The organism is Psychroserpens sp. (genome assembly GCF_036960315.1).
GTDB lineage: Bacteria > Bacteroidota > Bacteroidia > Flavobacteriales > Flavobacteriaceae > Psychroserpens.
Window position 1 is genome coordinate 353300 of record NZ_JBALVR010000001.1, and the last position, 14654, is coordinate 367953.

Sequence of the window (14654 nt, forward strand, 5' to 3'; positions counted from 1 at the left end):
AAATTACACGCCTGTATTTCCTCCTGATAATATAAAGGCTACAGCAAAGGAAATTACACTTACAATAACGCCAATCATAAAAACGGTATAGGTGATTCTCAGTAAATTGTATTTACTATTTAGCACTAAACCAAGGAAATATAAATCTTTGGTAAGTGAACTGTATAGGTAGTCTCTGTCTTGCATCATTTCTGTCATGGCCCATTCAAACTCATCGAGATTCATTTTATGAAAATTTCCGAAGAATAATAGATTTACTTTTTTATTGGCAACATCTTCTTTAGTAAACTTTCCTTGAGTCACATTTGGACGTGTCGCTAAAACAGATAAAATAATTGAAGCGACAGTGAAGGTCGTAAAAATTACGGTTGGCCAAATCAAATAATCATTTGAAGGGTTGTCAAGTTTAGATACTAGATTCGATAATACTAACGAAAAAATTATGGCATTTACAGATAGTAAAATGTTAGCTTTTGTATCTGCAATATCACTTAGTGTAATATGATTTTTAAGCGCTACTCTAAACATTGTTTCAATACCACGTTCTGGGAGCTCTATTTTATTCTTTTTAAAATCTAACTCCTCCTTTTTCTGTTTTAATTTAGAGCTCAAAATCTCAATTTTCTTTTTATCTTTAAGCAATTGAGATAAATTTTTTCCTTTTTGCTTTTCCCAATTTGCCGAAGCAAAATCAGTATAGAATCGATGATTATTACTTAAAAAATTAATGTTTTCGTTTAACCAATCAGATTCAGTTAAAGTCTTGTCACAAGTTAGCTCCCATTCTTTTCTCAATAATTCACAGGTGTCTTTATAGTTTTTACTAGCTAAATGTGACGAATCAGCATCTCTAATGATTTTTTCTGATTCATTTTTGGGTTCATAACCCATTTTTGTGGCTAAAATTAGCTGCGAAATAATATCGATATGGTCTTGGGATACATTATGACTCTTTAAAAAAACACTAGCAATTTTCACGCTTTTTTCTTCATGACTTTCGTTCCCTTTTGTATAACCTGTATCGTGAAACCAAGCTGAAATAGTTAGAAGGCTTGCTTGAGTATTGTCCAATTTAGCAACTTCAGCTAATTCTTTAGTCTTTTGTACCACTCTTTGTGTATGTGGTAAATTATGATATGTAAATGTATTATCTAATGTTTCGTTTAGAATGTTAATAACATGTTTTTCTGCTTCAATAATAAGAGTATCCATAAAGACGATATGTTTATTTAGTAAAAATACTAAACTTTAATTAATGATGGTTTAACAATGAGATTTGTCGTAAATTAATTATATTCTTTCATTACATCAAATCTGAAAATCTGCAATTCTTAAGAAGAGCTAACGACAATAACTCTACGATATTATACATCAAATTTATGTTTAATAATTTTGTGATAAATATAATGTAAGTTTATTGCGTATATTTCTGCTTTTTTTTAACCTAACCTCTATCAAATTTATTGTTAAATGAATTTTAGATACTCAAAACGTCCTGAACAAGGAAACCTCGTTTTAACAGATTTTAATTGCGCTTCTTTTGAAAATAGACTTGGAACAGGGGACTTTTACAAAGTAATTTGGGCTAAAGATAATGAGGTTTCACTTGGTATTGACGGTTACTCTGTTGCCTTAGAAAAAAATCAGGTTTTGTTCTGTACTCCATTCAATATGATTCAAGTAGAACCTTTTTTAAAAGGGGCTAGTTCTATAATTTTTGATCGAGAGTTTTACTGCATAAGAGACCATGATCATGAAGTGTCATGTAATGGTTTTTTGTTTTTAGGATCTTCTGCTCCAGCTGTAGTGGAGTTAACCGAAAAAGAAATAAAGAGTTTTGAATTACTTTTTATGTTTTTTGAAGAAGAGTTTGAAACAAAAGATCATATTCAAGGAGAAATGTTGCGTGTATTACTTAAAAGGTTGCTCATAAAATCGGTAAGACTTTTAAAGAAAACGATCATTGATCCTACAATGGAGCAATCTAAAGTTGATATCATAAGGCAGTTTAATTTATTGGTTGAGGCCAACTTTAGGGAAAAGCATAAAGTATCTGAATATGCAGAACTATTAAATAAATCACCAAAGACTATTTCCAACCTATTTACTAAGTATAATAACAAGACACCTTTACAAGTTATTAATGATCGTATTATACTTGAAGCGAAAAAATTATTGTTACTTTCCGAAAAGTCTTCAAAAGAAATCGCCTTTGAATTAGGGTTTAATGAAGCTTCTCATTTTTCTAAATTTTTCAAAAACCAAGCAGGAGTCTCTCCAATTCACTTCAAAAAGAACACTTTAAATATTTATTAAAGTTCATTTATTTTCTAATAAAGAAAATAGACCTTTTTTTTGGACCCTATGTTTATCGCCATAAGCTCTTGCCTCTTCTAATTTTGTGTTTCTAAAAAATAGCGGATTCATAAAACCAAAAACAAGGTGATTACTTAATTACCTTTACATATGTTATAAGAATTATAACATAATGGCTTTAAGTTTTAAAAGTGTTTCTTTCTGCAAATTTAATGTTGGACGTTAAGTGTAGTTTAAAACACAGTATAATTGATCAAGTCATGGTTATTCCATCTAATAGTATTGTTTTATTACCTCAGTTATGAATTTAAGGAAAAAGTACATCTCATTGGGAAAAATAGATATTTCTAATTGCTCCTTTGTGCCATAATTTTGTGGTATTAATAACTAAAAGTAAAATCAAATGGAAAATCAAATCGAAAACAACCTAAAACACGTTCATGCCCTATTGGCTAAAGGCGAATTTATGGAAGCAATGGAAACTTACTTGCATGACGAAGTAGAATTAAGGGAAGCAAACGGAGATCCTAAAGTAGGAAAAGCTTACTGCCTTAAGTTTGAAGAGGACTTTATTAATAATGACTTAGAAGAATTTATTGGTTACGAAGCTGGAAATTATGCTGTTAATGGTAACCATTCTTTTTATGATGCGGTAATGACTTTAAAATTAAAAGATGGAAGCACAATGGTATCAGAGCAAGTAGTTGTTACAGAATGGAAAGATGGTCAAATTTATAGAGAAAGATACTACCACGCATAAAATTAAATAGAATCTCAAATTGTAATAATTTGAGATTCTATTTCTTAAATTTAGAAAACTCACAAAACCACAAAACCAATGACAGATATTTTATTGTATGGAGCAGATTGGTGTCCCGATTGCAGAAGATCTAAAGCATTTTTAAAAGAAAATAATATTGATTACACGTTTGTTGATGTTGATTTAGATAAAGAAGCGACAGCAAAAGTTGAAGCTATTAATAATGGGAAGCGAATTATTCCAACTGTTATTATTAAAGGCAAATCGTATACAAATCCCGATAATATTGAAATAGCCTCTGTTTTAGGAATAAATGAAGCAGGTAGAGTACAGTTGTTTGGAGCAGATTGGTGTCCAGATTGTAGAAGAGCTAAAAGCTTTTTAAGAGATAATGGTGTTAATTTTGAATTTATTGATGTAGATTCTAATGATTGGGCAACAGCGAAAGTTGAAGAAATTAATAACGGAAAACGGATTATTCCAACAATCTTGATTGATGATGTACCTTATACCAATCCTGATAATGTTGAATTAACACGTCTTCTTTCAATAAACGTTGAGAAAGAGCATAAAATTTTCGATACCATTATTATTGGAGGAGGAGCCGCTGGATTAACAACGTCGATTTACGCACAAAGAGATCGCTTTGATTCTTTAATATTAGAAAAATCAACAATTGGTGGGAACGCATTTTTAACAGAGAAAATTGAAAATTATCCAGGGTTTCAATCCATTTCTGGTCCAAAACTAATGGAGAAAATGGAAGAGCAAGCTAAAACCTATGGGGCAGTAATAAAAACAGGCGAAGAAGTTATTGGTATTGAAAAGCGTGATAACTTATTCTCAATACAAACGAAAAGCACTACTTATTTAGGAAAAACAGTCGTCTTATCGACAGGTTCTACATATCGAAAGTTGGGAATACCGAATGAAGAAGAATTGATAGGTTCTGGAATTCATTTTTGTGCAACTTGTGATGGTGCATTCTATAGAGATAGAGATATTATTGTTGTTGGCGGTGGAAATTCGGCACTAGAAGAAGGTATCTTTTTAGCCGGTTTTTGTAAGAGCGTTAAAATTATTCATCGCTCTGAAAACTTTAGCGCTTCTGAAACTTATGTCGAAAAGTTGAAATCTATTGATAATATTTCAACATACATGAATAAAAGCTCCCTTGAGTTTGTGTCAAATGAAAACGATCTATTTAAAGGTTTAAAAGTGAAAGATAATGCGACTAATGAAGAATCAATTATTGAAGCAGATGGCGCATTTATTTTTATTGGATTAATACCAAACACAAAATCATTTAAAAATATAGTTGCACTTGACGAACGTGGATTTATACAAACAACAGGTTTAGCCCAAACTTCTGTAGATGGCATTTTAGCGGCAGGAGATTGCAGAGAAGGCGCAATTGCTCAAGTCGCAGCAGCAACAGGTGAAGGTGTCTTGGCGAGCTACGGAATTAGAAATTATTTGAAATAGAAACTAACAGCTTTATACTATTGAATAATTCGTTTTGATAAATAACAAAATCAATATTAGGAACTGGTATTTGTAGCCATTAGTTTATTAGTTATTTATGCTTTTAAAGCAGTAAAAATAAGGAAAGATCAATTTGAGAACAATCATAATTTGGAACTATGATTATTATAATTTGTGCATGCTTTTTTTGATAGAGAAGAATTATGTAACTTATATGTTTGTAAAAATAATGCAAGTAAGCTTTTAAAACAGACCATAAATTAAATATGAATCTAAACTTAAAAAGGACATTTACAAAAGAGCTTCCAGCTGACCCTATTATAGAAAATTCTAGACGTCAAGTCAAGGAAGCTTGTTTTTCATATGCCAATCCGAAGCTAACAAAAAACCCTGAGATACTTCATGTATCGAAAGAAATGGCTGCGGCTTTGGGTATTTCTGAAGCTGAAATCTCTAGTGAAAAATTCATCAAAGTTTTTACAGGTAATGAAATGTTAGCAAACACAAAGCCATATGCAATGTGTTATGGCGGACATCAATTTGGAAATTGGGCAGGACAACTAGGTGACGGCAGAGCCATAAATTTGTTTGAAGTCGAACATCATGATAAGGAATGGGCAGTTCAGCTCAAAGGAGCTGGCGAAACACCATACTCTAGAACTGCTGATGGTTTAGCCGTTTTGCGCTCGTCTATTCGTGAGTATCTATGTAGCGAAGCCATGTTTCATTTGGGAATACCAACCACGAGAGCATTATCGTTGGCGTTGTCTGGAGATGAAGTAATGAGAGATATGCTCTACGATGGGAATTCAGCCTACGAAAAAGGAGCAATCGTGTCTCGTGTGTCACCTTCGTTTTTGCGCTTCGGAAGTTTTGAAATTTTTGCGGCGAGACAAGATCATAAAACACTAAAAACGGTAGTTGATTATACCATAAAGCAACATTTTTCCCATTTAGGAACGCCTTCAAAAGACACCTATATTAAGTTCTTTGCTGAAGTGTCGCAACGAACACTAGATATGATTATTCATTGGCAACGTGTTGGTTTTGTTCATGGTGTAATGAATACAGATAATATGTCCATCTTGGGCTTAACTATAGATTATGGGCCTTACGGATGGTTAGAAGGCTTCGATTTTGGATGGACGCCAAATACAACCGATGAGCAACATAAACGCTATAGATATGGTAATCAGCCAAATATTGGACTTTGGAATTTATACCAATTAGCCAATGCCTTATATCCATTAATTGAAGAAGTGGAAGCACTTGAGTCTATTTTAGAGGATTATAAAACCGGGTTTGAAAAGAAATCTCTAGAAATGATGAGATCTAAATTAGGATTGTTACAAGTTGACGACAAAGACAATGAATTGGTAAAAAATTTAGAGAATACCTTATTGCTCACGGAAACAGATATGACCATATTTTTCAGAAATTTGAGCAACTTCAAAAAAGGGGATGCTAAAAAAGGATTGAAGATTGTGAAGGACGCGTTTTATGTGTCTAATGACCTAGCTGATACTATTGCTCAACAATGGAGAAATTGGTTTGATAGCTATGATTTAAGATTAGAAAAAGAACTGCTCTCAGATGCTGATCGGAACGTAAAAATGAATGCTGTAAATCCAAAATATGTGCTCAGAAATTATATGGCACAATTGGCCATTGATGATGCCAATAAAGGAGATTACAAATTAATTGATGAGTTGTACCAGCTTTTAAAACAACCTTATGCTGAGCAGCAAGAACAAGAAAAATGGTTCGCAAAACGACCAGATTGGGCAAGACACAAAGTAGGTTGTTCTATGTTATCTTGTAGTTCATAATGTCAATTTTAAAACAAATAAAAGAATTACCAAAAGGGTATAGCGAGGTTACATTTCAGAATAAAAAATACGGAGTCACAAGAACCGACTTCAACAACGGGAAAAGTATAAAAATTTATGCTGAAGAGTTAGCCGGAAACGATTTTATCAGCTTAAATTATTACATAACATTAGATAAAGAATTACTGAAACCATGTGAAATGCCTCATGAAAAAGTAATTCATTTTTTAAATAATTATAAACTATTAAATAATGAAAGCCATTTGGAATAATCAAGTCATCGCAGAAAGTGATAACACAGTGGTCATAGAAAACAACCATTACTTTCCGCCAGAGAGTATCAAAAAAGATTTTTTTAAACTTAATGATACACATAGCACTTGCCCATGGAAAGGTGAAGCATCCTATTATACGTTGCAAGTTGACGGAAAAGAAAATAGAGATGCGGGATGGTTCTATCCGGAAGCCTCCCAATTGGCAAAATCTATTAAAGGCCATGTGGCTTTTTGGAAAGGCGTTGAGGTCGTAAAATAATGAGTGAAATAAAGAAAATAGGATTTGGTGGCGGTTGTCATTGGTGTACCGAAGCGGTTTTTCAATCGTTGAAAGGTGTGATTTCTGTTGAACAAGGTTTTCTGGCTTCAAATGATGAATTTTCAAGTTTTTCTGAAGGTGTTATAGTGGCATTTCATCCAGAAAAGATAAACCTTCAGTTGCTCATAGAAATTCATTTATTGACGCATAAGAGCACTAAAAATCACTCTATGCGAGAAAAGTATCGTTCTGCGATTTATACGTTTTCCAAAGAGCAAAAATCCCAGGCTAAACTTGTTTTGAATGTGCTGAATAAGCAAAACAAAAATGAGATAATCACGCTTATTTTAGATTTTAGTGAGTTTAAAGCCTCAGGAGAAGCGTTTACTAATTATTACTATAACAATCCTGAAAAACCATTTTGCGAAACGTTTATAAACCCTAAATTAAAGTTACTTTTAGAGGATTATAGCGATTTTGTCAATCAAGATAAACTCAGTCATCTAAATGTAGCGTCTACATTACAATAAAACGATTATGAATAACGAGAGATTAAAAATTCAAAATAAAAAGGGTCATAAGCTTCAAGCCTATTTAGAATTACCTGCAAACCAAAAGCCAAACTATTTTGCCATTTTCGCGCATTGCTTTACATGCAGTAGCTCGTTAAATGCAGTAAAACAAATTAGTAGATCACTTACTAATTATGGTTTTGGAGTCGTGAGATTTGATTTTACGGGACTAGGAAGAAGTGAAGGCGAATTTGCCGACAGTTATTTCTCTGCAAATGTAGACGATTTAATAGCCGTTAATGATTTTCTAAAAGAACATTACCAAGCACCATCTTTATTAGTTGGTCACTCTCTTGGAGGTGCGGCAGTTTTAGTTGCTGCATCTAAACTAGACAATATAAAAGCAGTGGCTACAGTCGGAGCTCCTTCAACAGTAGGTCATGTTAAGCATTTGTTTTCACATAGTATTGAGGATGTTAAAGACAAAGGAAGAGTTGAAGTTAATATTGGAGGACGACCTTTTAAAATTGACGAAGAGTTTGTGTCAGATTTTGATAAAACCAATTTGCCTTCGATAGTAAAATCACTCAGGAAACCATTACTCATTTTGCACTCGCCAATAGATACCATTGTTGGTATTAAAAACGCCCATGAATTATATCATAATGCACATCATCCTAAAAGTTTTGTGAGTTTAGATAATGCTGATCATTTGTTAAGTAAATCGCAAGACAGCTCCTATGTTGGAGATATGATTGGTGTTTGGGTGAAACGTTATTTTCCACAACATGAAAACAAAATGTTGGATACAGCGGGAGAGCAATTGGTTGCGCATTTAAATTTAAAGGAAGATAATTTCACGACGACCATTCAAACGGCGAAGCATAATTTTATTGCAGATGAACCAGAATCGATTGGAGGAGATGACTTTGGTCCTTCACCTTACGATTTTATCAGTGCAGGTTTGGCAGCTTGTACAGTAATGACATTGAAATTATATGCCGAACGTAAACAATGGGATTTGCAAGAAGTATATGCACACATTACATACTCTAAGAAACATAGTGACGATTTAATGTTAGACATAGAGAAACCGACTCGTATCGATCATTTATCAAAAAAGTTGACTTTTATTGGTGATTTAGACGAGTCGCAAAAACAACGATTAAAAGAAATTGCTTCTAAATGTCCTGTTCATAAAACATTACTAAGCGAAATAATTATTGACACCGAAATAATTTAAATAAACTTTTTTCAGCATCAATCAATGACTTTAAAAGATTCATATATAAATACTCGACATCATTTTATATCTATTTGTAAACCGCTCAAAACTGAAGATTACTCGGTTCAACCTAAAATATTTGTGTCGCCTCCAAAATGGCATTTAGCACATAGTACTTGGTTTTTTGAGCAGTTCGTGCTTTTAGAATTTAAAGAAGGTTATAAAGTTTTTGACGATGATTTTGCCTATTTGTTTAATAGCTATTATAATAACGCAGGTCATCGCGTGTTACGTCCAAACAGAGGTTTAATGACGCGGCCAACAGTTGATGAGGTTTATAGGTATAGAGCTTATGTAGATGAACAAATGATCGATTTTTTAGCTGATAACCCTTCAAAAGAAATTAGCCACATTGTTCAACTCGGTATGCAACATGAGCAGCAACATCAAGAGTTGTTTTACTATGACATTAAATATATTTTGGGCAACCAACCCACATTTCCTGCGATTGAAAACACGATTCATTTAGCTGAAATTGAACAGCCTTCGACATGGTTAAAAATTGAAGAAGGTCTTTACGATATTGGACATAATGATGACTCGTTTTGTTATGATAATGAACTAGGAAGACATAAGGTGTTCTTGCATGAATTTGAGATATCAGATCAACTCGTTACTAATGAAGACTATATTGAATTTATCGAATCTGGAGCATATGAGAACTTCAACTTATGGCATGCGGAAGGCTGGGATTTTATTCAACAGAAAAAGATAATAGCACCAGAATATTGGTATAAAGTTGATGGCAAATGGCATCACTATACGCTTCAAGGGTTTAAAGAAGTAAACCTAAAAGAGCCCGTAAGTCATATGAGTTTTTATGAAGCTTATGCCTTTGCCGAATGGAAGCACATGCGATTACCTACTGAATTTGAATGGGAAGTCGCTTCTAAGCAATTAAACTATGGGGTGCTTTGGGAATGGACCAATAGTGCGTATTTGCCATATCCTAATTTTTCAAAGGCATCAGGAGCCTTAGGAGAATACAATGGTAAGTTTATGATTAATCAAATGGTACTTCGAGGTGCTTCGGTAGTCACGGCAAACAATCATAGTAGACCAACGTATCGCAATTTTTTTCATCCAGAAATGAGATGGCAATTTTCAGGAATTAGACTCGTAAAATAAAACATGAACAACACTTTTGCAAAAGACATTATAGAAGGCTTTACTTCTGAACATAAGCACCTATCTTCAAAATATTTTTATGATGATAATGGGAGTCGCATATTTCAGGAAATTATGCAAATGCCAGAGTATTATTTAACCGATTCTGAATTTGAGATACTCTCACTGCAAGCACAACAAATTGTTGAAACTTTAGAATTTAAAGAACCATTCAATATTATAGAATTAGGAGCTGGTGACGGTTTTAAAACCTTTAAACTTCTGGAGTATTTGGTCCATACTAATATAAAATTTTATTATGTACCAATAGATATTTCGCAAGGCGCAATGGATAGTTTAACAGAAAACCTCAAAAAGCGTATACCAGATTTAAATATTCACCCTCGTGTTGGCGACTATTTTGAAGTTTTACAAAGTGAAAACCTACAAACAAAAATCCCAAGTTTACTCCTCTTTTTAGGCGGAAACATAGGTAATTATAACAAAGAAAGTGCTGAAAATTTGTTGACTCTTTTTAATAATTCCATGAAAGAGGAAGATAAATTATTAACGGGCTTTGACTTGAAGAAAAACCCAATCACAATCCATAACGCCTATTACGATAAACATGGCATTACAAAACGATTTAATTTAAATTTACTAGTAAGAATAAATAGAGAGTTTGAAGGTGATTTTAAGATCGACGATTTCGATTTTTATTGTCATTACAATCCGGTAAACGGAGATGTAAAAAGTTATATTGTAAGTCTAAAGAAGCAATCTGTCTATTTGAGAAAATTAGACCGTTATTTCGAATTTGAATATAACGAATTAATATGGACAGAGTTATCAAAAAAATACGCACTTTCAGAAATAGAAACATTAGCTCATCAAGCCAATTTCAGTGTTAAGCATCATTTTTTAGATTGCAAACATTATTTTACTGATAGTCTGTGGGAGAAGTTAACATAAGAATCGATACCTTTATAATTCAAACTCTGTATAATTCAAACTCTGTATAATTCAAACTCTTTATAATTCAAACTCTTTAAAATGAAAAACACCAACCGACTAGTAGTTATTTTCATAATAAGTCTTTTATGTAATGCCTGTGCTACATTTATGCCTCAATTTAAAAGTGAGAATACTTCCAATTCATTTCCAGATAAAGAAATCGAACATTCGTTTTATTTAATTGGAGATGGAGGGAATTCGCCAATTGGTGAATCGTCTGAAGCATTACAAGCTTTTACAACAGAATTAAGTAATGCTTCAAAAAATAGTACAGCTATTTTTCTTGGTGATAATATCTATGAAAATGGATTGCCTAAAAAAAGTAATGAAAACAGAGCTTTTGCAGAACACCAGCTTAATATGCAAACCGACGCAGTTTCTGATTTTAAAGGAAAAACAATTTTTATACCGGGAAATCACGATTGGTACAGCGATGGTGTTTCAGGTTTAAAACGTCAAGAAAAATATATAGAAGATGCTTTAGGTAAAAACACATTTTTGCCAGAAAACGGTTGTCCAATTGAAAAGGTAGATGTTTCTGAAGATATCGTATTAATCCTGGTAGACTCTCAATGGTACATTACTGATTGGGATAAACATCCTAAGTTAAATGACGAATGTGAATTTAAAACAAGAGCACGTTTTATTGATGAATTTGAAAGCGAAGTTAAAAAAGCACGCGGAAAGACAACGATTATTGCGATTCATCATCCGATGTTTTCAAATGGACCTCATGGAGGCCAGTATAGTTTTGGATCTCATATGACACCTCTTCCAGTTCTGGGTACCTTAAAAAATGTACTACGTACAACCAGTGGTGCATCTAATGCAGATTTAAATAATAAGAGATATCGTGAATTAAAAGAATTACTAGTGACACTAGCTCAAGAAAATGATAAAGCACTTTTTGTTTCTGGTCATGAGCATAGTTTGCAATATATAATAGAAAATAATTTACCTCAAATTATTAGTGGTTCTGGTTCTAAAGTGACTGCAACTAAAAATGTTGGAGGTGGAAAATTTTCATATGGACATCAGGGATACGCACGATTGGATGTATTTAGTGATGGATCATCATGGGTTCGATTTTATGCCGTAGGGACTGATAAAGTTGTTTTTGAAACCGAAGTATTAAAAGCTAATGAAAGTGTTGTAAATAGCTTTGCTCAGTCAATGCCAAAAACGGTTAAGGCATCCATTTACTCTAAGGAGGAAACAGAGAAAAGTATTGGATATCAAAAAGCGTGGGGTGAGCGCTATCGAAAATATTTTAGTGCCGAAGTTGAATTACCAACAGTTAATTTAGATACTCTTTATGGTGGTTTAAAACCCGTGAGAAAGGGCGGAGGTCACCAATCTAAATCATTGCGTTTGGAGGACTCTCAGGGCAGACAGTATGTGATGAGAGCATTACGTAAAAATGGTGTTCAATATTTACAAGCGATACTTTTTAGAGACCAATATGTGACTCCAGATCTTGAAGGCACAAAAACTGAGGCCTTTTTATTAGATGCTTTTACGGCGTCACATCCATATGCACCCTTTACAATTGCCGAATTATCAAAAGCAGTAAACGTTTTTTATGCAGATCCTAAATTATTTTATGTTCCAAAACAAAAAGCAATAGGGAAGTATAATGATGAATTTGGAGATGAAATCTATATGATTGAGGAACGTGCTTCCGATGGTCACGGTGATAAAGAAGGCTTTGGATATGCTAACGAATTGATTAGTACACATGACATGCTAGAGGAGATAAGAGAGAAAGAGACTCAAGTTGTTGATGAATCGGCATATATAAGAGCACGACTATTCGATATGGTGATAGGCGATTGGGATAGACATCAAGATCAATGGAGATGGGCTGTGTTTAAAGAAGATGGTAATACCATTTATAGACCAGTGCCAAGAGATCGAGATCAGGCGTTTTCACTTATGGATGATGGTTATTTGATGAATGCAGCAACCTTTCTGGTACCACCAATTAGATTATTACGCTCTTATGAAGGTGAACTCAAAGACCCGAAGTGGTTTAATGTCGAACCTTTTCCTTTAGATGTTGCATTACTTACAAAATCAACTAAGGCCGATTGGGATAAAGAAATGCGACTTATTCAAAATAATTTGACTGAAGCTGTTATCGATAAGGCGTTTTTAAAGTTTCCTATTGAAGTTAGAGATGAAACCATTCAAATTATTAAAGAAAAACTTATTCAGCGACGTGAAAATCTCAATTTGATTTCAGATGAATATTTCGCTATTGTAAATAAATATGCAACCGTCAGAGGTACTGATAAAGATGATTGGTTTGAAATTGAACGTCTTGAAAATGGAAGTACATCTGTGAAAGTATTCAGGATTAAGAAAGGTGAAAAAAAGGACTTATTTCATGAACGTATTTATAAACCAGAAGAGCATGATGAAATTTGGGTATTTGGATTAGATGATGACGATTATTTTGAGGTTAAAGGAAATGGTAAAGGCAAAATAAAACTACGCTTAGTTGGTGGCCAAAATAAAGATACCTACAACGTCATAAATTCTCAACGAGTTCATATTTATGATTATAAATCTAAAGAAAGTGAATTCATCACCAATAAAGGGCATCTTCATCTTAAAGACGATTATTTTACCAACCTTTATGATTACAAAAAAATAAAGTATAATTCAAAAGTCATTCTACCCGTTTTTGGATTTAATCCAGATGACGGATTAAAATTAGGTGTAGGAGGTCTATTCACGAAAAATGGCTACGATAGCGAAAAATTTTCTTCGCAGCATTCAATAATCGGTCATGTGTTTTTTGCAACAGGTGGTGTGGATTTTAATTATAAAGGCGAAATCGCAGAAATAGCCGATAATGTTAATCTTGGTGTAAAAGCAAGATTTGCAAGTCATAATTTTGCTATTAACTTTTTTGGATTTGGAAATTCAACACCAAATCTAAATACAGAAAATCCAGATGGAGAAGAAGAGGACATTGATTACAATAGAGTAAGACAATCTACCTATGCTGTTGGAACCTCATTAATTAGAAGAGGTGAGTATGGAAGTGAGCTGTCTATAGGTGTTAACTTTGAATCTATAGAAATTGAAAATAGTGAAGATCGTTTTATCAATGAATTTTTTCAAAATGACATTCAACCAGATCGAGACAATTTTATAAATGCAGAAGTCTCATATGGATTTACTAATATTGATGAACCTGCATTTCCCACACTTGGTTTAGATTTTAAAATGACGTTAGGATACACGAACAATATGACTAATTCTAATGATTTTAGCTATTTTATTCCAACCTTAGGTATCGCGTATCGATTAAATCCAAGTGGAAATCTAGTTTTGACCTCTAGAGTGAAAGGGCATTTCAATTTTGGTGATGGATTTGAGTTTTATCAAGCCGCTAATATAGGAGCGAATAATGGTCTAAGAGGTTATAGAAATGAACGTTTTACTGGTAAGCGAGCATTTTTTCAGAGTACAGACCTAAGGTATAACCTTAGACGACAAAAAACATCTATTGTGCCTATTGAATATGGAATTTATGGTGGATTTGATTATGGTCGTGTTTGGGTTGGCGATAGTTTAGTAACAGACCAGGCCTTCAACAAAGACGGCTTAAATACCTCAATTGGAGGTGGGTTATTTTTGAATTTAGTCGATATGATATCATTAAATATGGGCTTATTTACCTCTGATGATGGTGTACGATTTAGCTTCGGTTTTGGATTTCAATTTTAGAAGCACTTTTAATCTATATGTGTTCCAATTCATTTCATAAAATCATGAAGCATTTTAAAACTGATTAAAAA

General features: G+C 33.2%; 12 protein-coding genes. 11 read left to right on the forward strand and 1 reads right to left on the reverse strand.

The window, feature by feature from the left end:
* Nucleotides 1-3 precede the first annotated feature (3 nt).
* Nucleotides 4-1212 (reverse strand): Pycsar system effector family protein, encoded by a 1209-nt coding sequence (locus tag V7719_RS01580; RefSeq protein WP_335728102.1) that lies wholly within the window; start codon nucleotides 1210-1212, stop codon nucleotides 4-6.
* A gap of 258 nt (nucleotides 1213-1470) precedes the next feature.
* Between V7719_RS01580 and V7719_RS01585 the strand changes: the two genes are divergently transcribed.
* From V7719_RS01585 to V7719_RS01635, 11 genes are all read left to right on the forward strand, one after another.
* Nucleotides 1471-2316, forward strand: a complete 846-nt coding sequence (locus V7719_RS01585) for a helix-turn-helix domain-containing protein (protein ID WP_335728103.1) — start codon at nucleotides 1471-1473, stop codon at nucleotides 2314-2316.
* A gap of 403 nt (nucleotides 2317-2719) precedes the next feature.
* Nucleotides 2720-3076, forward strand: a complete 357-nt coding sequence (locus V7719_RS01590) for a hypothetical protein (RefSeq protein WP_335728104.1) — start codon at nucleotides 2720-2722, stop codon at nucleotides 3074-3076.
* A gap of 78 nt (nucleotides 3077-3154) precedes the next feature.
* On the forward strand, nucleotides 3155-4561 hold the full coding sequence (locus tag V7719_RS01595; RefSeq protein ID WP_335728105.1) for an FAD-dependent oxidoreductase: 1407 nt from the start codon (nucleotides 3155-3157) through the stop codon (nucleotides 4559-4561).
* 266 nt (nucleotides 4562-4827) lie between these two features.
* On the forward strand, nucleotides 4828-6390 hold the full coding sequence (locus tag V7719_RS01600) for a protein adenylyltransferase SelO (protein ID WP_335728106.1): 1563 nt from the start codon (nucleotides 4828-4830) through the stop codon (nucleotides 6388-6390).
* Complete coding sequence (locus V7719_RS01605; protein ID WP_335728107.1) at nucleotides 6390-6662, forward strand: peptide methionine sulfoxide reductase; 273 nt, start codon at nucleotides 6390-6392, stop codon at nucleotides 6660-6662. Before V7719_RS01600 ends, V7719_RS01605 begins: the two co-directional genes overlap by 1 nt.
* Entirely contained in the window at nucleotides 6643-6924 is a 282-nt protein-coding gene (locus V7719_RS01610; RefSeq protein WP_335728108.1) for a DUF427 domain-containing protein, read from the forward strand. The genes V7719_RS01605 and V7719_RS01610 overlap by 20 nt, the downstream gene beginning before the upstream one ends.
* Nucleotides 6924-7454 (forward strand): peptide-methionine (S)-S-oxide reductase, encoded by a 531-nt coding sequence (locus V7719_RS01615; RefSeq protein ID WP_335728109.1) that lies wholly within the window; start codon nucleotides 6924-6926, stop codon nucleotides 7452-7454. Before V7719_RS01610 ends, V7719_RS01615 begins: the two co-directional genes overlap by 1 nt.
* Before the next feature lie 7 nt (nucleotides 7455-7461).
* A complete protein-coding gene (locus tag V7719_RS01620; RefSeq protein WP_335728110.1) occupies nucleotides 7462-8679 on the forward strand; it encodes a bifunctional alpha/beta hydrolase/OsmC family protein in 1218 nt (405 codons plus the stop codon).
* A gap of 24 nt (nucleotides 8680-8703) precedes the next feature.
* On the forward strand, nucleotides 8704-9849 hold the full coding sequence (egtB, locus tag V7719_RS01625; RefSeq protein ID WP_335728111.1) for an ergothioneine biosynthesis protein EgtB: 1146 nt from the start codon (nucleotides 8704-8706) through the stop codon (nucleotides 9847-9849).
* Between the two features lie 3 nt (nucleotides 9850-9852).
* On the forward strand, nucleotides 9853-10800 hold the full coding sequence (locus V7719_RS01630) for an L-histidine N(alpha)-methyltransferase (protein ID WP_335728112.1): 948 nt from the start codon (nucleotides 9853-9855) through the stop codon (nucleotides 10798-10800).
* 81 nt (nucleotides 10801-10881) lie between these two features.
* The gene (locus tag V7719_RS01635) at nucleotides 10882-14583 is read left to right on the forward strand and encodes a metallophosphoesterase (RefSeq protein WP_335728113.1); all 3702 of its coding nucleotides are present in this window, start codon (nucleotides 10882-10884) and stop codon (nucleotides 14581-14583) included.
* Nucleotides 14584-14654 lie beyond the last annotated feature (71 nt).